The organism is Gibbsiella greigii, from assembly GCF_039540155.1.
Classification (GTDB): domain Bacteria; phylum Pseudomonadota; class Gammaproteobacteria; order Enterobacterales; family Enterobacteriaceae; genus Gibbsiella; species Gibbsiella quercinecans.
Genome location: NZ_BAABEM010000021.1, coordinates 304,821 through 325,474 on the forward strand (window position 1 = coordinate 304,821; position 20,654 = coordinate 325,474).

General features: G+C 54.6%; 22 protein-coding genes, 1 pseudogene and 1 other annotated feature. Of the genes and pseudogenes, 12 read left to right on the forward strand and 11 right to left on the reverse strand.

What is annotated here, in order from left to right:
- Nucleotides 1-47: 47 nt before the first annotated feature.
- On the reverse strand, nucleotides 48-872 hold the full coding sequence (locus AC559G_RS15750) for an SDR family oxidoreductase (protein ID WP_498913179.1): 825 nt from the start codon (nucleotides 870-872) through the stop codon (nucleotides 48-50).
- A 285-nt stretch (nucleotides 873-1,157) separates the two neighbouring features.
- Between AC559G_RS15750 and hisL the strand changes: the two genes are divergently transcribed.
- The 9 genes from hisL to hisIE all read left to right on the forward strand — a co-directional run bounded on the left by hisL (nucleotide 1,158) and on the right by hisIE (nucleotide 8,488).
- Nucleotides 1,158-1,205: a his operon leader peptide gene (gene hisL, locus AC559G_RS15755; RefSeq protein ID WP_110605893.1), complete on the forward strand. Its 48-nt coding sequence runs from the start codon at nucleotides 1,158-1,160 to the stop codon at nucleotides 1,203-1,205.
- Nucleotides 1,181-1,308, forward strand: a sequence feature (His leader region). Its footprint overlaps the gene before it by 25 nt.
- 70 nt (nucleotides 1,309-1,378) lie before the next feature.
- Nucleotides 1,379-2,278 (forward strand): ATP phosphoribosyltransferase, encoded by a 900-nt coding sequence (gene hisG / locus AC559G_RS15760; protein WP_279028106.1) that lies wholly within the window; start codon nucleotides 1,379-1,381, stop codon nucleotides 2,276-2,278.
- A 6-nt stretch (nucleotides 2,279-2,284) separates the two neighbouring features.
- Nucleotides 2,285-3,592 (forward strand): histidinol dehydrogenase, encoded by a 1,308-nt coding sequence (gene hisD / locus AC559G_RS15765; protein WP_498913180.1) that lies wholly within the window; start codon nucleotides 2,285-2,287, stop codon nucleotides 3,590-3,592.
- Entirely contained in the window at nucleotides 3,589-4,653 is a 1,065-nt protein-coding gene (gene hisC / locus AC559G_RS15770) for a histidinol-phosphate transaminase (RefSeq protein WP_498913181.1), read from the forward strand. The genes hisD and hisC overlap by 4 nt, the downstream gene beginning before the upstream one ends.
- A gap of 68 nt (nucleotides 4,654-4,721) precedes the next feature.
- The gene (hisB, locus tag AC559G_RS15775; RefSeq protein WP_498913182.1) at nucleotides 4,722-5,789 is read left to right on the forward strand and encodes a bifunctional histidinol-phosphatase/imidazoleglycerol-phosphate dehydratase HisB; all 1,068 of its coding nucleotides are present in this window, start codon (nucleotides 4,722-4,724) and stop codon (nucleotides 5,787-5,789) included.
- Nucleotides 5,789-6,379: an imidazole glycerol phosphate synthase subunit HisH gene (gene hisH, locus AC559G_RS15780; RefSeq protein WP_438596587.1), complete on the forward strand. Its 591-nt coding sequence runs from the start codon at nucleotides 5,789-5,791 to the stop codon at nucleotides 6,377-6,379. Before hisB ends, hisH begins: the two co-directional genes overlap by 1 nt.
- 5 nt (nucleotides 6,380-6,384) lie before the next feature.
- Entirely contained in the window at nucleotides 6,385-7,122 is a 738-nt protein-coding gene (hisA, locus tag AC559G_RS15785) for a 1-(5-phosphoribosyl)-5-[(5-phosphoribosylamino)methylideneamino]imidazole-4-carboxamide isomerase (RefSeq protein ID WP_121525643.1), read from the forward strand.
- The gene (hisF, locus tag AC559G_RS15790; protein ID WP_498913183.1) at nucleotides 7,104-7,880 is read left to right on the forward strand and encodes an imidazole glycerol phosphate synthase subunit HisF; all 777 of its coding nucleotides are present in this window, start codon (nucleotides 7,104-7,106) and stop codon (nucleotides 7,878-7,880) included. The genes hisA and hisF overlap by 19 nt, the downstream gene beginning before the upstream one ends.
- A complete protein-coding gene (gene hisIE, locus AC559G_RS15795) occupies nucleotides 7,874-8,488 on the forward strand; it encodes a bifunctional phosphoribosyl-AMP cyclohydrolase/phosphoribosyl-ATP diphosphatase HisIE (protein ID WP_462615597.1) in 615 nt (204 codons plus the stop codon). The genes hisF and hisIE overlap by 7 nt, the downstream gene beginning before the upstream one ends.
- 152 nt (nucleotides 8,489-8,640) lie before the next feature.
- On the opposite strand, the gene AC559G_RS15800 is transcribed toward hisIE, so the two are convergent.
- The 9 genes and pseudogenes from AC559G_RS15800 to AC559G_RS15840 form a co-directional block, all read right to left on the reverse strand.
- Entirely contained in the window at nucleotides 8,641-9,309 is a 669-nt protein-coding gene (locus AC559G_RS15800; RefSeq protein WP_498913184.1) for a DUF1989 domain-containing protein, read from the reverse strand.
- Nucleotides 9,310-9,334: 25 nt separating this feature from the next.
- Nucleotides 9,335-10,000 carry an amino acid ABC transporter permease gene (locus AC559G_RS15805; protein ID WP_498913185.1) on the reverse strand — a complete coding sequence of 222 codons (666 nt, stop codon included), beginning with the start codon at nucleotides 9,998-10,000 and terminating at the stop codon, nucleotides 9,335-9,337.
- The gene (locus AC559G_RS15810; protein WP_498913186.1) at nucleotides 10,000-10,650 is read right to left on the reverse strand and encodes an amino acid ABC transporter permease; all 651 of its coding nucleotides are present in this window, start codon (nucleotides 10,648-10,650) and stop codon (nucleotides 10,000-10,002) included. Before AC559G_RS15810 ends, AC559G_RS15805 begins: the two co-directional genes overlap by 1 nt.
- A gap of 7 nt (nucleotides 10,651-10,657) precedes the next feature.
- On the reverse strand, nucleotides 10,658-11,311 hold the full coding sequence (locus AC559G_RS15815; RefSeq protein ID WP_498913187.1) for an urea carboxylase-associated family protein: 654 nt from the start codon (nucleotides 11,309-11,311) through the stop codon (nucleotides 10,658-10,660).
- A 1-nt stretch (nucleotide 11,312) separates the two neighbouring features.
- Nucleotides 11,313-11,924 (reverse strand): DUF1989 domain-containing protein, encoded by a 612-nt coding sequence (locus tag AC559G_RS15820; protein WP_498913188.1) that lies wholly within the window; start codon nucleotides 11,922-11,924, stop codon nucleotides 11,313-11,315.
- A 4-nt stretch (nucleotides 11,925-11,928) separates the two neighbouring features.
- Nucleotides 11,929-12,771, reverse strand: coding sequence for a type 2 periplasmic-binding domain-containing protein (locus AC559G_RS15825; RefSeq protein WP_498913189.1), 843 nt, complete (start codon nucleotides 12,769-12,771; stop codon nucleotides 11,929-11,931).
- A 275-nt stretch (nucleotides 12,772-13,046) separates the two neighbouring features.
- The gene (locus tag AC559G_RS15830) at nucleotides 13,047-13,898 is read right to left on the reverse strand and encodes a MurR/RpiR family transcriptional regulator (RefSeq protein WP_498913190.1); all 852 of its coding nucleotides are present in this window, start codon (nucleotides 13,896-13,898) and stop codon (nucleotides 13,047-13,049) included.
- Between the two features lie 786 nt (nucleotides 13,899-14,684).
- Nucleotides 14,685-15,455, reverse strand: a complete 771-nt coding sequence (locus tag AC559G_RS15835) for a class I SAM-dependent methyltransferase (RefSeq protein WP_498913191.1) — start codon at nucleotides 15,453-15,455, stop codon at nucleotides 14,685-14,687.
- A 10-nt stretch (nucleotides 15,456-15,465) separates the two neighbouring features.
- Nucleotides 15,466-15,585: pseudogene (locus tag AC559G_RS15840) on the reverse strand (cupin domain-containing protein); the annotation flags it as partial.
- Between the two features lie 215 nt (nucleotides 15,586-15,800).
- On the opposite strand from AC559G_RS15840, the gene AC559G_RS15845 reads away from it, so the two are divergent.
- The 3 genes from AC559G_RS15845 to AC559G_RS15855 all read left to right on the forward strand — a co-directional run bounded on the left by AC559G_RS15845 (nucleotide 15,801) and on the right by AC559G_RS15855 (nucleotide 19,186).
- On the forward strand, nucleotides 15,801-16,517 hold the full coding sequence (locus tag AC559G_RS15845) for a Crp/Fnr family transcriptional regulator (protein ID WP_498913192.1): 717 nt from the start codon (nucleotides 15,801-15,803) through the stop codon (nucleotides 16,515-16,517).
- Between the two features lie 498 nt (nucleotides 16,518-17,015).
- The gene (locus AC559G_RS15850) at nucleotides 17,016-18,455 is read left to right on the forward strand and encodes an SLC13 family permease (protein WP_498913193.1); all 1,440 of its coding nucleotides are present in this window, start codon (nucleotides 17,016-17,018) and stop codon (nucleotides 18,453-18,455) included.
- 38 nt (nucleotides 18,456-18,493) lie between these two features.
- The gene (locus AC559G_RS15855; RefSeq protein ID WP_498913194.1) at nucleotides 18,494-19,186 is read left to right on the forward strand and encodes an RraA family protein; all 693 of its coding nucleotides are present in this window, start codon (nucleotides 18,494-18,496) and stop codon (nucleotides 19,184-19,186) included.
- 406 nt (nucleotides 19,187-19,592) lie between these two features.
- Here the strand turns inward: AC559G_RS15855 and AC559G_RS15860 are convergent, their stop codons facing one another.
- On the reverse strand, nucleotides 19,593-20,486 hold the full coding sequence (locus AC559G_RS15860; protein ID WP_498913195.1) for a LysR family transcriptional regulator: 894 nt from the start codon (nucleotides 20,484-20,486) through the stop codon (nucleotides 19,593-19,595).
- Nucleotides 20,487-20,654 lie beyond the last annotated feature (168 nt).

Sequence of the window (20,654 nt, forward strand, 5' to 3'; positions counted from 1 at the left end):
GGATAGGCGTGGCGTTTGGCCCGCGGCCAGCGCGCGCGGGCGAAAGTTCAGCTCACCGGCATCCGTGCCGGATCGGGATATTGATATTCAAACCCCAGTTCGCTACAAATCCGGTTGCCGTTGATCAGCCGGCCATCCTGTTCCACCTCATCCGCAAAGCGTGGCGGTTCCAGATGCAACTGCTCGGCCAGCGCCGGATAGAACGCTTTTTTCACCGGGTGGCCCGGCGCACACAGGTTATAGACGTGGCCGCCTTTCGGCCGCTGCAACAGCAGTTGGATCGCCGCGATCACATCATCCTGATGCACCAGGTTAACCCCCTGCGAGCCGCCCTTCACATCCACTTTTCCCGCCAGGAAGCGCCCCGGGTGGCGATCGGCTCCAACCAGCCCGGCCAGCCGCAGGATATCTACCGAGGTATTCGGCAGCTCATGCAGCCAGCGTTCCAGCTCAACCAACACCCGGCCGGAAGGCGTATTCGGCCGCAAGGGCGCATCTTCGCGCAGCGTGCCGGTGGTTTCACCATAAACGGAGGTGGAACTGGTGAAAATAATGCGAGGCACGCCAAAGGCCATGGCGCTATCCACCAGCATTCGTACCGCTTCAAAGTACCCTGCGCTGCCCTCGACCGTGCGCCGCGCCGGCAACGTGATCACTAACGCATCGACGCGCAGCAGTTGCTCCAGATCGTCCGGATCGCAAACCAGTTCCGGCGTCAGCTCCAGCCGGTAGCATTCAATGCCGCTCATCCGTGCGGCTTCAACGCCGTCCGGCGTGGTTTTACTGCCGACCACCTTATAGCCGCGCCCCATCAACGACAGCGCCAACGGCATACCCAACCAGCCAAGGCCAACAATGGCTACTTTTTTCATATCTTCCTCTCCTGAAGATCGCCGCGCCTAGGGGTTTCAGGCTACGCCTGTCCTGCGGGTGATACAATCTGCGGCGCGTAACGTTCGGTAAATCAGCATCCACCTTATATATGTCATATTACCAGCCGCAAAGGCATTGGCCGCCACGCCAGTTATTTCAGGGATTAATTCATACTGTTTCAATAAATTAAAATTATGCGGGCAAAAAAGGGTTGCATAAAACCCCCTGTATAGTTTAGGTTAATTAGCAATTCAGTCAGTACGGCATTTTCAAGAGAAAACACAATGACACGCATTCAGTTCAACCACCATCATCACCATCATCCTGACTAGTCTTTCAGGCGGATGTGTGCTGGAAGACGGTTTACGGATCTTCCAGTGGCTAGCAGAATGCAAGAGAGAGCCCTCGGAAGATTCCTTCCGAGGGTTTTTTTTTGGATCCGGACAGACAGATTAAGCGTTATTTTTAATAAATTCATAAAATTACAGGTTAAACAGAGGTTACCATGCTGGACAAAACACGTTTACGGATAGCAATGCAGAAGTCAGGCCGCCTGAGCGAAGATTCCCAGGAGCTGCTGGCGCGTTGCGGTATCAAAATCAATCTGCAGCAGCAACGCCTGATCGCCTTTGCGGAAAACATGCCGATTGATATTCTGCGCGTTCGTGATGACGATATTCCCGGCCTGGTAATGGATGGCGTGGTCGATCTGGGCATCATCGGTGAAAACGTGCTGGAAGAAGAGTTGCTCGATCGCCGGGCACAGGGCGAAGACCCACGTTACTTCACCCTGCGCCGCCTGGACTTCGGCGGTTGCCGCCTGTCGCTGGCCGCACCGCTGGATTGCGAATACACCGGCCCGCAAAGCCTGCAAGACGCCCGCATCGCCACCTCCTACCCACACCTGCTGAAACAATACCTCGATAAACAAGGCGTTCGCTTCAAATCCTGCCTGCTGAATGGTTCGGTCGAAGTCGCACCGCGCGCCGGCCTGGCCGACGCCATCTGCGATCTGGTCTCTACCGGCGCCACCCTTGAAGCCAACGGCCTGCGCGAAGTGGAAGTGATTTACCGCTCCAAGGCTTGCCTGATCCAGCGCGACGGCGAAATGCCGGAAGCCAAGCAGCAACTGATCGATAAACTGTTAACCCGTATCCAGGGCGTGATTCAAGCCCGCGAATCCAAATACATCATGCTGCACGCGCCAAGCGAACGCCTGGATGAGATCGTTTCGCTGCTGCCGGGCGCCGAACGCCCAACCATCCTGCCACTGGCCGGTTCGCAAAACCGCGTGGCAATGCACATGGTCAGCAGCGAAACGCTGTTCTGGGAAACGATGGAAAACCTGAAGGCCCTGGGCGCCAGCTCAATCCTGGTATTGCCAATTGAAAAAATGATGGAGTAACACGCCATGTCGAATTTCAATACCGTCGTCAATTGGGCAGAATGCAGTGCGGAACAGCGCACGGCACTGCTGATGCGCCCAGCGATTTCCGCTTCAGACAGCATTACCCGCACGGTGCGCGAGATCCTCGACAACGTAAAAGCCAACGGCGACAACGCCCTGCGGGAATACAGCGCCAAATTTGACAAAACGGCGGTCGATACGCTGCGCGTTACGCCAGAACAGATAGAACAGGCCAGCGCGCGCCTGGGCGATGAGATCAAGCAGGCGATGGCCACCGCCGTTGCCAATGTGGAAACCTTCCACAATGCACAGATTCTGCCGCCGGTGGATGTGGAAACCCAGCCGGGCGTGCGTTGCCAACAGGTTACCCGCCCGATCGAGTCCGTCGGCCTATACATTCCCGGCGGCTCCGCACCGTTGTTCTCCACCGTATTGATGCTGGCGACGCCAGCGCGCATTGCCGGCTGCCGCCGCGTGGTGCTGTGCTCGCCGCCGCCAATCGCCGATGAGATCTTGTATGCGGCGAAGCTGTGCGGCGTGCAGGAAGTGTTCCAGGTCGGCGGCGCACAGGCAGTTGCCGCCCTGGCCTTCGGCACCGAATCCGTACCGCGCGTGGATAAAGTCTTCGGCCCGGGCAACGCCTTCGTCACCGAAGCCAAACGCCAAATCAGCCAGCGCCTTGACGGCGCGGCCATCGACATGCCGGCCGGGCCTTCAGAAGTGCTGGTGATCGCCGACAGCGGCGCCACCCCGGCATTCGTGGCTTCAGATTTGCTTTCGCAAGCCGAGCACGGCCCGGACTCCCAGGTGATCCTGCTCACCCCGGACGCGGCCATCGCCCAAGCGGTCGCCGGCGCTGTGGAACAGCAGTTGGCGACATTGCCGCGTGCCGAAACCGCGCGCCAGGCTCTGGCCAGCAGCCGCCTGATTGTGGCGAAAGATCTGGCAGAATGCGTCGCCATCAGTAACCAGTACGGCCCGGAGCACCTGATTATCCAAACCCGCAACGCCCGTGAACTGGTCGACGGCATCACCAGCGCCGGTTCGGTGTTCCTGGGGGATTGGTCACCGGAATCCGCCGGCGATTATGCTTCCGGCACCAACCACGTGTTGCCAACCTATGGCTACACCGCCACCTATTCCAGCCTGGGGCTGGCGGATTTCCAAAAACGCATGACGGTGCAGGAACTGACGCCGCAGGGCTTTAGCAGCCTGGCTGCCACCATCGAAACCCTGGCCGCCGCCGAACAGTTAATCGCGCACAAAAATGCCGTGACCTTACGCGTCGCCGCCCTGAAGGAGCAAGCATGAGCATTGAACAACTGGCGCGCCAGAATGTGCGCGAGCTTACCCCTTACCAGTCGGCCCGCCGTCTGGGCGGCAACGGCGATGTGTGGCTGAATGCCAACGAATACCCACTGCCGCCGGCGTTCCAGCTCAGCCAGCAGACGCTGAACCGTTACCCGGAATGTCAGCCTGCGCAGGTGATCGAACGCTACGCCGATTACGCCGGCGTTAAAAAAGAGCAGGTGCTGGTCAGCCGCGGTGCCGATGAAAGCATCGAATTGCTGATCCGCGCCTTCTGCGAGCCCAGCAAAGATGCCATTTTGTTCTGCCCACCGACTTACGGCATGTACACCGTCAGCGCCGAAACGCTGGGCGTTGAGCGGCGCGTTATCCCGGCCAAAGCCGACTGGCAGTTGGATCTGGCCACCATCGCCGACAGCCTGGACCGGGTTAAGGTGATTTATGTGTGCAGCCCGAACAACCCCACCGGCAGCCTGATCAACCCAGACGATCTGCGCACGCTGCTGGATATGGCGCAAGGCAAAGCGATCGTGGCGGTTGACGAGGCGTACATCGAGTTCTGCCCGCAGGCGAGCGTGGCCGGTTGGCTGCGTGATTACCCGCACCTGGCGGTGCTGCGCACCCTGTCCAAAGCCTTTGCGCTGGCCGGGCTACGCTGCGGTTTTACGCTGGCGAATGCGGATCTTATCGCCCTGCTGCTGAAAGTGATCGCCCCTTACCCGCTCTCTACGCCGGTGGCCGATATCGCAGCCCAGGCGCTGAGCCCAGAGGGCATCGCCATTATGCGCCAACGGGTAGCGGAAGTTTCCAGCAACCGCCGCTGGCTGCAACAGGCGTTGCAAAACTGCGCTTGTGTTGAACAGGTTTACGACAGCGAGAGCAATTACCTGCTGGCGCGCTTCACGCCGGCCAGCAATGCGTTCAAGGCATTGTGGGATCAGGGCATTATCTTGCGCGATCAAAGTAAACAACCTGGGTTAAACGGCTGCCTGCGCATCACCATCGGCACCCGCGAAGAATGTCAGCGCGTCGTTGACGCACTTAATGCCCTGCCCGCGAAGTAATTCAGGGCGTTTAATATCATGGCTGTTGCCCGGTTGCGCGGCACAGCCTTAACTCGTCAGGAGCCAATGTGAGTCAGAAATTTCTCTTTATCGACCGTGACGGCACGCTGATTGCTGAGCCACCCGAAGATTTCCAGGTCGACCGCCTGGATAAACTGGCGCTGGAGCCAGACGTGATCCCTTCGTTGCTGGCCCTGCAGAAGGCAGGCTATACGCTGGTGATGATCACCAACCAGGATGGCCTTGGTACCGCCAGCTTCCCGCAGGAAACCTTCGATCCGCCGCACAACCTGATGATGCAGATCCTCACTTCCCAGGGGATCACCTTCGAAAATATCCTGATCTGCCCGCACAAGCCGGAAGACAACTGCGATTGCCGCAAGCCGAAAATCGCAATGGTCAAAGGCTACCTGGAGCCGGGCGTGATGAACGCCGCCAATAGCTATGTGATCGGCGATCGCCAAACCGATCTGCAACTGGCCGAAAACATGGGGATTCAAGGGTTGCTGTACCAACGGGACACCTTTGACTGGAAAGAAATCACCCGCCGCCTTACCCAGCGCGATCGCCATGCGCACGTTAACCGCGTCACCAAAGAAACCCAGATTGATGTTAACGTCTGGTTGGATCGCGAAGGCGGCAGCAAGATTAAAACCGGCGTTGGCTTCTTTGATCATATGCTGGATCAAATCGCCACCCACGGCGGCTTCCGTATGGATATCCAGGTGAACGGCGATCTGTACATCGACGATCACCACACGGTGGAAGACACCGCGCTGGCGCTGGGCGAAGCGTTGAACAAGGCGCTGGGCGATAAACGCGGCATTGCGCGCTTTGGTTTTGTGCTGCCAATGGACGAATGCCTGGCGCGCTGTGCGATGGATATCTCCGGCCGGCCGCACCTGGAATACAAGGCCGAGTTCAGCTACCAACGCGTGGGCGATCTGAGCACCGAAATGGTCGAGCACTTCTTTAGCTCGCTGTCTTACACCATGGGTTGCACCCTGCACCTGAAAACCAAAGGCAAGAACGACCATCATCGGGTAGAAAGCCTGTTCAAAGCGTTTGGCCGCACGCTGCGCCAGGCGATTCGCGTTGAGGGCAACACCCTCCCGAGTTCGAAAGGAGTGCTGTGATGAACGTGGTGATTCTGGATACCGGCTGCGCCAATCTCTCTTCCGTCACCTATGCGGTACAGCGGTTGGGCTATCAGCCCAAAATCAGCCGCGATCCGAAAATCGTGCTCAGCGCCGACAAACTGTTCCTGCCGGGCGTGGGCACCGCGCAGGCGGCGATGGATCAGTTGGAAGCGCGTGAACTGATTGCGCTGATCAAAGCCAGCACCCAACCGGTGCTCGGCATCTGCCTGGGCATGCAGCTGCTGGCTTCGGGCAGCGACGAGAATGGCGGCGTCAAAACGCTGGGCATTATCGATACCCCGGTGAAGCTGATGACCGATTTCGGTCTGCCGCTGCCGCACATGGGGTGGAACCAGGTGACGCCGCAGGCTGGCCACCCGCTGTTCCGCGGCATCGAGGACGATGCCTACTTCTATTTCGTTCACAGCTATGCGATGCCCCTATGCTCAAGCACCATTGCCCAGGCGAACTACGGCGAGCCCTTCACCGCCGCCGTGCAAAAAGACAATTTCTACGGCGTGCAGTTTCATCCAGAACGTTCTGGAGCCGCCGGCGCGCAACTGTTGAAAAACTTTCTGGAGATGTAGGCAGCATGATTATTCCCGCTTTGGATTTGATCGACGGCAACGTGGTGCGTCTGCATCAGGGCGATTACGGCCAGCAGCGCGCCTACGGCAACGATCCGCTGCTGCGCCTGCAGGATTATCAGCAACAGGGCGCGCAAGTGCTGCATCTGGTGGATCTCACCGGCGCCAAAGATCCGGCGGCGCGCCAGATCCCGCTGTTGCGCACGCTGCTGGCCGGCGTGAACGTGCCGGTGCAGGTTGGCGGCGGTATCCGCAGTGAACAGGATGTGGCCGCGTTGCTGGAAGCCGGCGCCAGCCGCGTGGTGGTGGGTTCCACCGCCGTGAAACAGCCGCAGCAGGTGCAAGGGTGGTTCGAGCGTTACGGCGCGGATGCCATGGTGCTGGCGCTGGACGTGCGCATTGACGCCGCCGGCAACAAGCACGTCGCCATCAGCGGCTGGCAGGAGAACTCCGATCTCACGCTGGAACAGGTGGTGGAGCAATACCTGCCGTATGGCTTAAAACACGTGCTGTGCACGGATATTTCCCGCGACGGCACCCTGGCCGGCTCCAACGTGGCGCTGTATCAAGAAATCAGCAGCCGTTATCCACAGATCGCCTTCCAGGCGTCTGGCGGCATCGGCAATCTGGATGATATCGCCGCGCTGCGCGGCAGCGGTGTGGAAGGGGTGATCGTTGGGCGCGCCCTGCTGGAAGGTAAATTTAGCGTTGAGGAGGCAATCGCATGCTGGCAAAACGGATAATCCCGTGTCTGGACGTCAGAGACGGCCAAGTGGTGAAAGGCGTGCAGTTCCGCAACCACGAAATCATCGGCGACATCGTGCCGCTGGCGCAGCGCTATGCGCAGGAAGGCGCAGATGAGTTGGTGTTCTACGATATCACCGCTTCCAGCGATGGCCGGGTGGTGGATAAAAGCTGGGTTTCGCGCGTGGCGGAAGTGATCGATATTCCGTTCTGCGTGGCGGGCGGGATTAAAAGCGCCGAAGACGCCAGCCAGATCCTGTCGTTTGGCGCCGATAAAATATCCATCAACTCACCGGCGCTGGCGTACCCAACGCTTATCAGCCGCCTGGCGGACCGCTTTGGCGTACAATGTATCGTGGTAGGGATCGATACCTGGCACGACAGCGCCACCGGCAAATACCATGTGAACCAATATACCGGCGACGAACACCGCACCCGCGTCACCCAATGGGAAACGCTGGACTGGGTGCAGGAAGTGCAAAAACGCGGCGCCGGGGAAATCGTGCTGAACATGATGAACCAGGATGGCGTGCGCAACGGTTACGATCTGGAACAGCTGAAGCAGGTACGCAGCGTGTGCAAAGTGCCGCTGATCGCCTCTGGCGGCGCGGGTACCATGGAGCACTTCCTGGAAGCGTTCCGCGATGCGGGCGTTGACGGCGCGCTGGCGGCTTCAGTGTTCCATAAACAAATTATCAATATCGGCGAACTGAAAAAGTTCCTGGCCGAGCAAGGCGTGGAGATTCGCGTGTGTTAACAGAACAACAAAAGGCCCAGTTGGACTGGGAAAAAACGGATAACCTGATGCCGGCAATCATTCAGCATGCCGTCTCTGGCGAAGTGCTGATGCTGGGCTATATGAACCCAGCGGCGCTGGCAGCCACCGAAGAAAGCGGCAAGGTGACCTTCTTCTCACGCACCAAACAACGCCTGTGGACCAAGGGCGAAAGCTCCGGCAACTTCCTGAACGTGGTGAGCATCACGCCAGACTGCGACAACGATACGCTACTGGTGCTGGCAAACCCGGTTGGCCCAACCTGCCACCAGGGCACCAGCAGTTGCTTCCACCCGGCGACCAGCGACTGGGGCTTCCTGTACCAGTTGGAACAGCTGCTTGCCGAGCGCAAAAACGCCAGCCCGGATACCTCTTACACCGCCAAACTTTATGCCAGCGGCACCAAGCGCATCGCACAAAAAGTGGGGGAAGAAGGCGTGGAAACCGCATTGGCGGCAACGGTGCACGATCGTGACGAGCTAACGAATGAAGCATCCGATCTGGTTTATCACCTGCTGGTACTGCTGCAGGATCAGGATCTGGATTTAAGTAAGGTGATCGGCTGCCTGCGCGCGCGGCATCAGAAGTAATCGCCTTTCGCCCTCACCCTAACCCTCTCCCGCCGGGAGAGGGGATCTCCGTGCACACATCGGCATCCATCCGCACTGGGTAGCCCCATGCCGCATATGCGCCCCCTCTCCCATTGGGAGAGGGCCGGGGTGAGGGGCAGCCTAATTAAGGGTTAGGGTACCCACGGCCCTTTTACCGCATCACCAGAAAAGCCGTCGGTCAAAATACGCAGCGCAACATCGCGGGGCGTATTATCTCCTTGCCCCTGAATACTGACGATATCCTGCGGACAAGCGGAGAACGCCACAAAACAGGCCATTTCCGCCCGCAAAATAATGTAATCACCAGGCTTGGTGACCGTTGGCAAGGTTTTCAGCGTAATGCCATTCGGCTGTACCTGAATATTCATAAAGATATTCAACGAGGCCAGGTTGCCATGCGGCAACTTAACCCCCAGTTCAGCCATCGCCTCATGCAGATTATCATGGCAGTTGCGGTGCGGTTCTGTGCACCCAAGCAGTTCATAACGCCGGGCATCGCAGGCCGCCATAAAAGTGTCGTGCACGCCCGGCGAAGTGTCTTCCACCAGCGTCAGAATCGGATTGCGTCGGTTGGTGATAAAGCTGTCGCCGACCTGCGGATTCAAACGTTGGTTCCATACACGGCTAGCTTCCATGCACATATATTCATTAACATCGTCAGCATTATAGGCCCAGCAATCCGCCACCTGAGTACCATGCAGATTGATTACCTGGACGGCTTCACCGGCAGCCAGACGAATCGCCTTGCCAAAACGTGCGGGAACCAACTGCTCATCGCGGCAGCTGTAAGACTTAGTCATTATATTCTCCTGAATATTTTCTTGGTTAATGGGGTAAGCGCTGGCTATACCGCGTCATTCGCTGCTCTAACCGGCGCGCCAAAAAATCGATAAAACTACTGATAACCCAGTAGCACAGAGCGACCGTGAGATAGATCTCCAGCGGCGCATAGGTAGCAGAGATGGCCTGTTTCGCTTCGTACATAAACTCCTGCACGGAAACAATCGACAACAGGGCCGAATCCTTGAGTAAGCCGATGAGTAATCCCATCAAGGGCGACAGCATTTGCGGCAACGTTTGCGGCAACACCACATCGCCTAGCGCCCTAAGCCGGCTTAGGCCCAACACACGCGTTGCCTCCCACTGGCCACGGGGCAATGCCTCGATAGCGGCACGAATGACGTGAGCTATATAGGGCGCATAGTAAAGCGTCAGCGCCAATACTCCGACGACGGGCGACGAGAAGGTGATGTTGTATTCCGGCAACACGAAATAGAGCAGGTAAATCACTACCAACAGCGGCAACCCCAGCGTCAAGGCCGTCCATACACGCACCAGCGCTTGCAGAAAAGCTGGCGCACGCATCAGCAACAGCGCCAGAAATGCGCCCAGAGCTAAAGCACAAAACGCAGCGATAGCGCAAAGCTCCAGCGTGATTTGCAGCCCCTGCCAAAGAGACGGCACAGAGGAAATTACCGCTTGCCAGTCCATTATGCCCACCTCCCTTTGCCTTCGAGATAACGCGCCAGGCCAATCATCGGCAAGGCAATCAGCAGATACCCCAACGCGACCAGCAACAGTACCTGAGTGGGCTCATAACTGCGGGCGATCACGATCTGCCCGGCATAAGTCAGTTCCGTCAGTGCGACAACCGAGGCCAACGGCGTTGTCTTGAGTAAGATGGTGAACTCATTAACCAACATAGGAAGACTGGCGCGCATCACCTGTGGGTTAACCACATACCACCAGGTTAACCAACGCCCCAATCCCAAGGTACGACAGGCTTCCAATTGTCCTGGCGCCACCAAGCGGCGGTTTACACGTAAGATCTCGGCAACGTAAGCGCCACTGTTCATCCCGATGGCGATCACCGCGGCCAAAAGCGGCTGCCCGCCAAGCCCTATACGGGGCAAGGCGAAAAACACCACAAACAGCTGAACAATGGCCGGCGTACCGCGCATCAGGCTGACGTATAGCCGCCCCAGCATGCGCGGCAATCGATGGCGGCGCAGTTGCAAATAACAGCCAAGCTGGCCCAACACCAGACTCAACAACGCCGCCAGCACGGTCAGTTCCAACGTGACCAACAGCCCTCTTGCCAACTCCGGCAATCCGGCGCTGACCTGTGCATCCAGCCACATTAGCGCCTCACTCAGATGGGAATCCCATCAGATCTTCTGCCACCGAAAGCCCAAGCGGCGCGGGACGATCGTTACCCTCGATCCCGGTACAGCAGGCTGAAACAATAAAATGCATATCCGCCACCACACGACAGATAACGCTATCCCCCCACCGGGTCAGATTTTCTTGCGGCATAAGGTCGCCATTGCGGGCCAGGCCAACGTGCATAAACAGGTTGATAGGGTCAGGCAATTTCGGCACGTTCAAACCGACACGCGCCAGTTCCAGCGCCAATGACTCCATGCAACCCTGCTGGCCAGCATAGCCTCGTTCGGCAAGCCATGGCGTGGTAGACCCCGGTAACAACAGATCGTGGTGGCGCACGCTGTCCTTGCCCAATACCATTACCGGGCGCCGACGGTTATTCACCATGCGCATGCCCGCCCCCAGCAAATAGCTGTTGCTGAATACCCGGGTGTGATGTACCGACAGCCACACGCCCGGATCGTCAAGACTGAAGCCGAACAGCGACGCAACCGCGCCATCGCCAAGGGCCGTAATACATAGCAACTGCCCGCGCAGCACGCGGATCGAACCGGCTGTTCCGGGTGCCACGACAACGCTGGGCGCCAGGCTGCGTTGCGCGTTTGCACCCACCAAACCGTCTTTCATCAATAACATTTCAGGCCTCCAGCGGGTTCACGTCGCCAATGCGAACGTCAATAGGCGTTACCTGCAGCCCATTGCCGGGAATAATGTCCTGCGGGCAAGAAGAAACCGCACACACCAAATCACACAGCGCCAAAAAGGTGATGCTATCACCCGCACGGCTTTGCGGATCGGTCACTTCCATATGGCCGTCGGGCGTAACAGGGCCGTTTTGGAACAGGTTAAATGGCTCCGGCAGGGTGTAGTAATTCACACCGTAAGCGCTCATGCCCTCCAGCAGGTTGTCCACGCAGTTGCGGTGCCCTTCGACGCCGAAATCAACGCTAAACCGCGTACGATCGCAAGCCGGAACATTGGCATCATGAATACCGACCGTATCGGCAATAATTTGCAGCATGGCGCGGTTTTCGCTCGACCAGAGCGCGTCCCCCGGTTTGAAGAACAGTGAACGCAAATGCTGGCGCGTATGAACCGGTGACAATTTCTCGCGGATATTCGCCGCATTGACCGCCACAAAATCCGCGGCCTGCTGCCCCTGCGTATCAACAATGGTCAAATATTGCCCCTGGCGCACGGCGAATGCCTGGCCGTGCCCAGCCTGAATATGAATGTGTCGCTGGCACACAGGCTTACTCCTGAGGGATAAAATTATCGGCAGGAACCGTAAACGTGGTGCCCAGATAGCGAGTTTGCAGCTTGCTCAGTTCTCCAGAAGCCTGCATCGCGAGGATCCGATTGCTTATCGCTTTATTCAGCGCGGTATCCTCTTTGCGGGTGGCCCATGCCATCCACTGTGAAGGCCCGATTTCGCTCACCAGCGATACTTTTTGTGGGTATTTCTTCACAATAGGCGCCAGAACGGCGATATCGTCGATAACAAAGTCGGCGCGTTTGGTCATCAGCGTGCTGACTGTTTGATCCAACGTGTCCACGCTAATAATGGTGATGGGCTTCAACCCTTTGCTTTTCAGCGTTTCATTAAAGGTTTTCAACAGAGATTCCGGCATGCTGGCGCTTTTTGCCGCCCCGCGTAGGCCAGCCAGATCTTCCACTTTCAGCGGTTTACTGGCGAGCTTAGCGTTTTCATTGCCGCTACGAACCAGCACGCCGTTTACGGTTTTGCTGTACGGCACGGTGAACAATACTTTTTTCGCCCGTTCCGCCGTCACATTCAGTGAAGAGCCTTCGGCATTGAAAGATCCCGCGATCAAGCCAGGTATGATTCCGCTGAAGGCTGTCTTTTGAAATTCGAGTTTCACACCCAGTTCCTGAGCAACAGCGTTCATTATTTCAACGCTATAGCCCACGACCTCGCCTTTTTCATTGGTGTATTCATAGGGGGGAAAGGTAGGATCGATACCCACGGTCATCACCCCGCTGGCTTTAATATCATCCAGCGTGTCAGCCTGGGCCTGGCTACAAAGCGAACCGGCCGTGATTAATGCGGCGATAAGTAATGTAATTTTATGCATTTTAGGTGATTCCCTGGTATTGGTGAAAGACACCAGGAGTAAAGCATCATCCGTGCCATTTCATCGTGATGGCACTCCAGGGAACACCTTGAGAGATTTAATTTTCGTTAAGAATCATCAAGAAATTATTGTTTCATAATGATGTTAATTTTTTTCTTTGGTTTCACATCACTCTGTTTTAGATCTGCCCGTGGGCCAAGCATTGCACCACCATCAGGCAATTCAAGCACTCCACCGCACCGTTTTAGAACGTTTTAGCTGCAACAAGTGAAACATCATTCCAGTTCATCAAGCCACTGGTGAGCAGATTCGATCAGCATCAGTTGGTCATTGCCCGCCTTCCCTCGCGCCCGCGCCACCAGTGAACACAGCAAATTACACACGCCGGAAAGAGAAACCGTGCTGTCAAAAATCAGATCCCCTTCGGTGTGGCAGCGGATCACCCAATCAGCCTGTTTTGAAGGCTTGCCGGAGAGCACATCCGACAAGTAGAGAATAGGCACGTTAAGTTCCGCCAATGCGTGCATGGCCGCCTGCAGGGCTGGCATACGGCGGCGCAACCCGACGCAAATAGCCACATCTTGCGGCCCGGATGTCGCAAGGTATTCCGCCAGTGAATCCCCGGCGCGCGGCAGCAAACGCACATCCGGATGGATATGCACCAGATCGCGGTAAATCAGCGTGGCGAACGTATGGCTGGTGCGCCAGCCGAACACCAGAATCCGGCGTGCGGCCGCCAATGCCTTCACCACTTCATTAAGTTGTTGAACATCCAGGGCACGGTACGAATTCACCAGATTGGCGACTTCGCGCTCCAGATGCCCCTGAACGATCACATCCAGCGGTGATGAAGACTGGAAATGTTGCAGATAGAGCGGCGAGCCGCTATTTTGCATTTCTCGCGCCTGGCGGCGCGCAGCCTCGTAGTTTTCATACCCTAGATGGCGGAAAAAACGCGTGGTGGTAGCCTTTGATACCCCTGCGCTGAGCGCCAGTTCGGTGGCGGTATTCATCGCCAACTGGCCAGGTGCGGCAAGAATAACGTCCGCCAACCGTTGTTCATGGCTGGAAAGCTCATCCCAGCACTGGCGAATGCGGCTTTCAAGAGATGGCGCTTTTACACTCATTGGTATCCCCTGGAAAAAAATATCATCCTGCACAGAGTGTGCCGCCTTGTCATGCTGAAAATGCGAAAGTTCGAGTTGCAGGACAAAGCGTTGCCTTTTTGTTTTGTGCGGCGCAAAGAATGGATGAAGAAGGCGTGTAAAGCGCATTAGTGACGACGGTTCACGATCGTGACGAACCGACGAATGAAGCATCCTATCTGATTTATCACCTGCCGCCGTAGGATCTGGATTAAAGCAAGGTGATCGGCTGCCTGCGCGCGCGGCATCAGAAGTAACCGCCTTTCGCCCTCACCCTAACCCTCTCCCGCCGGGAGAGGGGATCTCCGCGCCCCATGCCACATCTGCGCCCCATCTCCCTCTGGGAGAGCGCCGGGATGGGGGGATCACCGCGCCCCCATCGGCGCTTGCCAATAACACCCCCTATGCCACATCTGCGCCCCCTCTCCCATCGGGAGAGCGCCGGGATGAGGGGATCTCCGTGCCCCATCGGCTCTTGCCAATAACACCCCTATGTCACATCAGCGCCCCCTCTCCCATTGGGAGAGCGCCGGGGTGAGGGGATCTCCGTGCTCCCATCGGCTCTTGCCAATAACACCCCCTATGCCACATCTGCGCCCCCTCTCCCATTGGGAGAGCGCCGGGGTGAGGGGATCTCCGAACCCCTTAGCTCTTGCCAATAACACCCCCTATGCGACATCTGCGCCCCCTCTCCCATTGGGAGAGGGCCGGGGTGAGGGGCTGCGCCCCCAGGGCATGTGATACAGGCTTGACGTTTTTTCCGCCAGACTATTTTACGCTGACCACCGCAATATAATTCAGCTTATGGCGGTTGCGGCGAAAGTGATGAAACATATGCCAAAATGGCTGACGGTTCTCTTTTTTCAATGCATTGCGGATGATGGTCAACGCGCCGCCCAGCCCTTCATCGCGAATCAAACCTCGCGGTGACAACAGGCTCATCGGGCCTGAGATTGTGGTCACCTGGCGAAAACCCGCCGCTTGAAACAATTCAACCCACGCCTCCTTTAGCATCGGCTGTGCTTTTACGTGGATCGCCTGATGCATCTGCGCCAGCAAATCGGCGCGATCCTGTGCCGTTTTCAGCGAAATATCGTGGGTTAGCAAGCGCCCGCCGGGCTTCAGCACCCGCAGATATTCCTGCAGCAAACGGGCTTTGGCTTTATCCGCATACATAGTCAGCATCGCTTCATTAATCACCACATCAAAACTGTTATCGTCAAAAGGCAGCTGTGACGCATCCGCCAGTTGGGTGGAAACCAGGTGGGAGAGGCCCCGTGCAGCGATATTTTTCTCCGCACGGGCAAGCGCCTGTTTATCCATGTCAATGCCGACGATATAGCACTGAAAACGATGGGCGATATCAATGGCCGTGGTGCCCATATTACAGGCGATTTCCAGTACCTTTGCGTCTGCGTTCAACCCAGAATGCGCCAACAGCCATTCCGTTGCTTCCCGCCCGCCGGGGCGCAGCCGCTTTTTACCCAGCCGCGCCAGGAATTTATGACCAGCCTCGTGGTGCGTAGTGGCGTTATCCATAGTGCGTTCCTTATTTCCCATTGGGTTCGCGTAACATGATCAGCAGCATTTTTGCCCGCTCTGGCGCATCGACGGCATGGGGGATATTCGCGGGCATACGCACAATTTCACCCGGCAACGCCGACATAGGCAGACAAATTTGCCGGTTTGCTATATCGCTAAATTCAATAGTGCCCCGCACCATCTCAGTTGCGGCTCTGGCTATGACAATCATAGGAATAATGCATTTTAATATTCTGATTTTCATAGGGTTATTCGTAGCGGGATGATAACAATTACATTGATAATGCGTGCCATTATCACTTATGATCACTTAATTCTAGGGCAAGCTAACAAGGATGACCTATGACATTTGTCAAACACACACTGCCCAGAGAAGCGCAACTGCGCTGCCTTAAATCATGCCCGTTATTCAGCGCACTCCCGGACGTAGGGCTGTCGCTAGGGCTTGAAAACAGCGCTTATGTGCAGTTCAACAACGGCGATATGCTGAACCATGACGGAGATGCCTTTAAATACTGCCCGCTGTTAATTTCCGGTCAGATAGAGGTCTTACGCCATGGCTTTCTGGGGGAGGAAAAAGTATTTGGCATTTTTAACCCAGGTGAGATTGTCGCGATTGCCGCCGTCTTTATGCCACACAATCGTTACCCGATGAACTTGCGAGCAAAAACCGCCGGCGATGCCTTGTTGCTGGACAAACGGGATATACTGCAACTCTGCCACCGCTATCCCATTGTTATGGAGAGGCTACTTTCCCGCTTCAGCCTGAAGCTCTATGAGCATATTAACTACATCGATTGGCTGACTTCCAGTTCCGCAGAACAACGGCTAGCTGCCTATTTACTGGATCTCCGCAAAAACCAGCATAGTGATTTGGTGGCATTACCCCTATCCCGCGGGCAACTAGCGGCTAAATTGGGAATGAGCTATGAAACGCTAAGCCGGTTGTTCTCCGGGTGGCGGCGCAAGGGGTTTATCGATGTGCATAAAGATGCTGTGCATATTAAGGATGATGCCTATATAAACCGGCTGGCAACTTCAGCACAGCGGCCGTTTTAACGCCCCTCAATACGGGGGCCTGTCGATGGTTGATGAGCCCCACCCCATGCATAGAAAAATAATCACAGCATCACAATTCAAAAACCTGTAAGTCAGTAAAAAAAGCATATGTTTTATAAAATGTTTTTTATTCCTATGATTTTCATCCTATTTTTACCCTTATCACTGGTATATGAATGGTAAGTTCATTTTTATTGAACTTATATTCAAGATGAACATCTTGCCGCCTTTGATAATGGAGCGGATATTAAATAATAGTTATCAACCAGACATTATCCAGTATTCAATACAATTCATTGTTATATTTTTACGTAACAAAATAGCAACAAAAAAGCAAATAAACCTAATTAAACACACCCTACGACAAAAAATTTAAAAACCGAGGATAAAAATGAAAACAAACGCACCAAATAACGATAGGTAAGGCATAAAAAACAAACTTTCAATAAAAAGGTTGCATTGTTTTATTGTAAAAATCCATGCTAAATGGAGGAAAAAATGGCTGAGAAAAAACCAAAAAACCAGGCTCAGCGGCTGATCGGGTTTGGTGGTGCAGCATTTCTTATTCTACTGATCTGTTTGCTGCCAACGCCAGAGGGCTTAACGCCGGAAGGGCAAAAAGCATTAGCATTATTCGTTGGGATAATTTTCCTGTGGGCCACAGAGCCAGTACCGCTGGCGATCGTCAGCCTGATTATGGTACCGGTTGTCGTTTCAATGGGCTTGTTGACTGTCGGCAGAACGCTAAATAACTTCTCGACATCATCTATCTTCCTCATCGTTGCTGCGTTATTAATGGCACCCGCGATGTCAAAAAGTGGTTTTGCCGACAGGTTAATATACTGGCTGCTTTCTAAAGTGGGCTGTACCGCCGTTCGTATCACATTTGGGATCACCGTCGCGAACATTGTGCTGGCATTCATTATTCCTTCAACCGCAGCCCGAACCGCAGCGCTGCTGCCCATTTGCCTGGCAATCATCGAGCTTTTCAGAAAGAACAGTAAACAACCGAAGGGGAGCCGAAGCAAGTTTGCGGTGGGGTTGCTCTTAACGCTGGCCTTCACCAATTCGATCATCAGCGCCGGCATACTCACCGCGACGATCCCTAACCCAGTCACCGTAGACTTTATATTTAAAGCCACCGGGCACTCAATATCTTATGCAGAGTGGTTTATGTATGGATTCCCACCGGCGTTAATCATGACGATTTTCGCATGGTGGCTCATCAAGACCGTCTTTAAAGCTGAAGCGAATGAAATACCCGGCGGGAAAGAGATTATCGCAGAGAAACTGCAAACAATGGGGAAAATGTCCCTAGATGAGTGGAAAAGCTGCCTGATTTTCTTATTTGTGGTTTTACTCTGGATGACCGGTAGTATTACCAAAATAGATACCACCATCGCAGCCATCATCGGTGTTTGCCTGATGTTTTTGTTTGGCGTGATCAATTGGGCGGATGCATCAAAAACGGCGGCTTTTCAGTTCATGTTAATCATGGGGGGTGGTTTTATTATCGCAGACCTGTTGATCGTCACCGGGGCGGCCAAATGGGTAGCGACCAGCCTATTTAGCCTGCTGAAATTTGATGGTGGCATATCGATTATTGTCCTGTTGCTGATCGTGATTTTTATCGTGCAATACATGCATATTCCCTTTATGGGAACAACAAAAATGACCACGATGTTGATCCCTATCGTAATTAGTATTGCAGAAGCCGCCAATATCAACCCCATGATATTAGCGATGCCGGCCGGCATGATCATTGGGGGGTTCCCCCTGTTCCTGTTCTATAACACCATTTCCAGTTTATTGGTTTACGGCACAGATGAATTGCGAATGAGTGATTTCCCTAAAGTCGGCGTGCCTATCTGTACGGTTGCGGTGCTGGTTTATAGCCTGATGGCAGCGACATATTGGCGTTGGCTGGGGCTTTTCTAACAACATGCTGATAATGATTTAATCTGAGGAGACTTGAAATGAGTAATATCGGATTTAGAGTTTTTTCAAAAATTAATCGCCCCGATGCAAACCTGGTCAGCAAGTTCAAAGCATTGCCCGTGGCCAATATCGCGGACATGATGAACCGCTCAAATGTTCTGGACGCACGGTTGCGTAAAATCGGCACAAACAATCTTTTGGGGGTGGCTTTTACCGTTAAAACCCGCACTGGCGACAACCTGATGGTGCATAAGGCACTGCAAATGGCGCAGCCAGGGGATGTTCTTATCGTCGATGCCCACGCTAGCCTAACCAATGCCATTATGGGGGAACTGATGGTGCGTACGGCGGAGCAAAGAAACCTGGCCGGCATCATTATTGACGGCGCAGTGCGCGACGTAGCGGTATTATCCACCCTCAAGATCCCTGTTTATGCCTCTGGGGTCACGCCGGCCGGGCCCTACAAGGACGGCCCGGGTGAAATCAACACCCCGATTAGCGTTGGCGGCGTAACGATTCACCCCGGCGATATTCTGGTGGGCGATGACGACGGCATCGTTGTGATCCGCCCCGACGTTGCGCAAGATATCTATGAAAAGACGCTGATAAAAAATAAAAAGGAAGAGGAACTGGTTCGCTTAATCAAGGAAGGGCGCCGGGATAACTCATGGATTGATCGGGCGCTGAGTGAAAGAAAATGTGAGTTTATTGATGATGTCTATACCCAATAGGCGTTTGACCACAAATCCTCAAAAACGCCATTAAACATAGCGGGAATATCACCCAATCCCCTCGCAACGCCCGGCCATGGAAAAGCCGGGTTTGCTCCGCTTTCATGCCCATCACGCACGCCGCGAACATGATGTTATTCTCGGCACTTTAAGATTTCTTTAATTTTCGTGTGCGAGACTCTGCTTAAACCCAGAGGAGCGTTATATGAAACAGAAAAAAGTATGGTCAATCAGTGAATACGTTACGGTGATTTTCTGTACCGCTATAGTCCTGCGTTTCTTGCAAATATGGTTTACGACGTAAAGATTTTTCGTTTTTCACTTAGGGATGTTGAATCGCACCCATGCCCGGCAGCCGGAGCCATGCCTGTGGAGTACGCAGTTCATGGGCCACATCTAAAACAGATCAGGTAGTGAGTTTTTTAAGCTGTTCAATAAATATGGCAATATAGGGGTTGTTGTTTTTGGGGTTATAAACCGCATAAATGCAGCAAAGACAGCGGAAGTCTTCTATTGGCAGGAAAACAATATCCTGGCGATTATTGGGTATCGTCATTTTCCCAACCAGGGTCACCCCTAAACCCGCGCCGACCAACGCAAGCGCCGTATGAATTTCCAAAGCATGGTGGGAAATAGCAGGAACAATACCGTGCTCTTTAAACTTCTCAAAGAGCTTACCGGAAAACCCACTTTTTTGGTCGTTCGGGAAAACGATAAAAGGCGAGTTACAAAAATCGCGTAATGTAATAAATTTCTTGCGGCTAAGGTAGTGATTCTTAGGGATTGCCGCTATCAAAGGATCAACCAGGATGAGTTCATGACGTAGCCCTTCGTCAAGGATATTATCGTTATTCATTTTCCTGATAAAGCCGATATCAATGATGTGATTTATCAAAAGTTCTGGCTGGTATGCCGATAACACCTCCTTAAGATTGATATCAATATGGCCGTGGCTTTCAGAGAAATTTTTTATCGCTTCCGGCAGCAGATTGAACATAACCGAACGGACAGATCCCAGCGTGAGCGTTGTTGATTTCGCATTAACATGCTGCCAAACGTCCCTTTCCAGCTTTTCAAAACCAAATATCACCTCCTGCGCCCGGTGGTAAACAAACTCACCAAGCTTGGTGAGCGTCATTGGCCTGGAGCTACGGTTAAACAAAGCACCGTTAAGCTCCTTTTCAAGCGCCGTTATTTGCATGCTGATGGCTGTGGGAGCAAGCAATAGCGTTTTCGCCGCCTGGCTGGCACTGCCCGCTTCAACGACGCGACAAAAATACTGCAATTGTTTTATGTTCACCGTTAATGAACCCCATCACAGACTGCGAAAACGCCCTGAATACCTGCACGATCACGCTGATGCCAGGCAGCAGGTTACCATGCTGGGGCTGGCTACACCGTTATTCTTCCCACACATTACGCATTTGCCGCTGGTATCCGCCAGCCCAGATTGTGGGCAAAAAAAAGG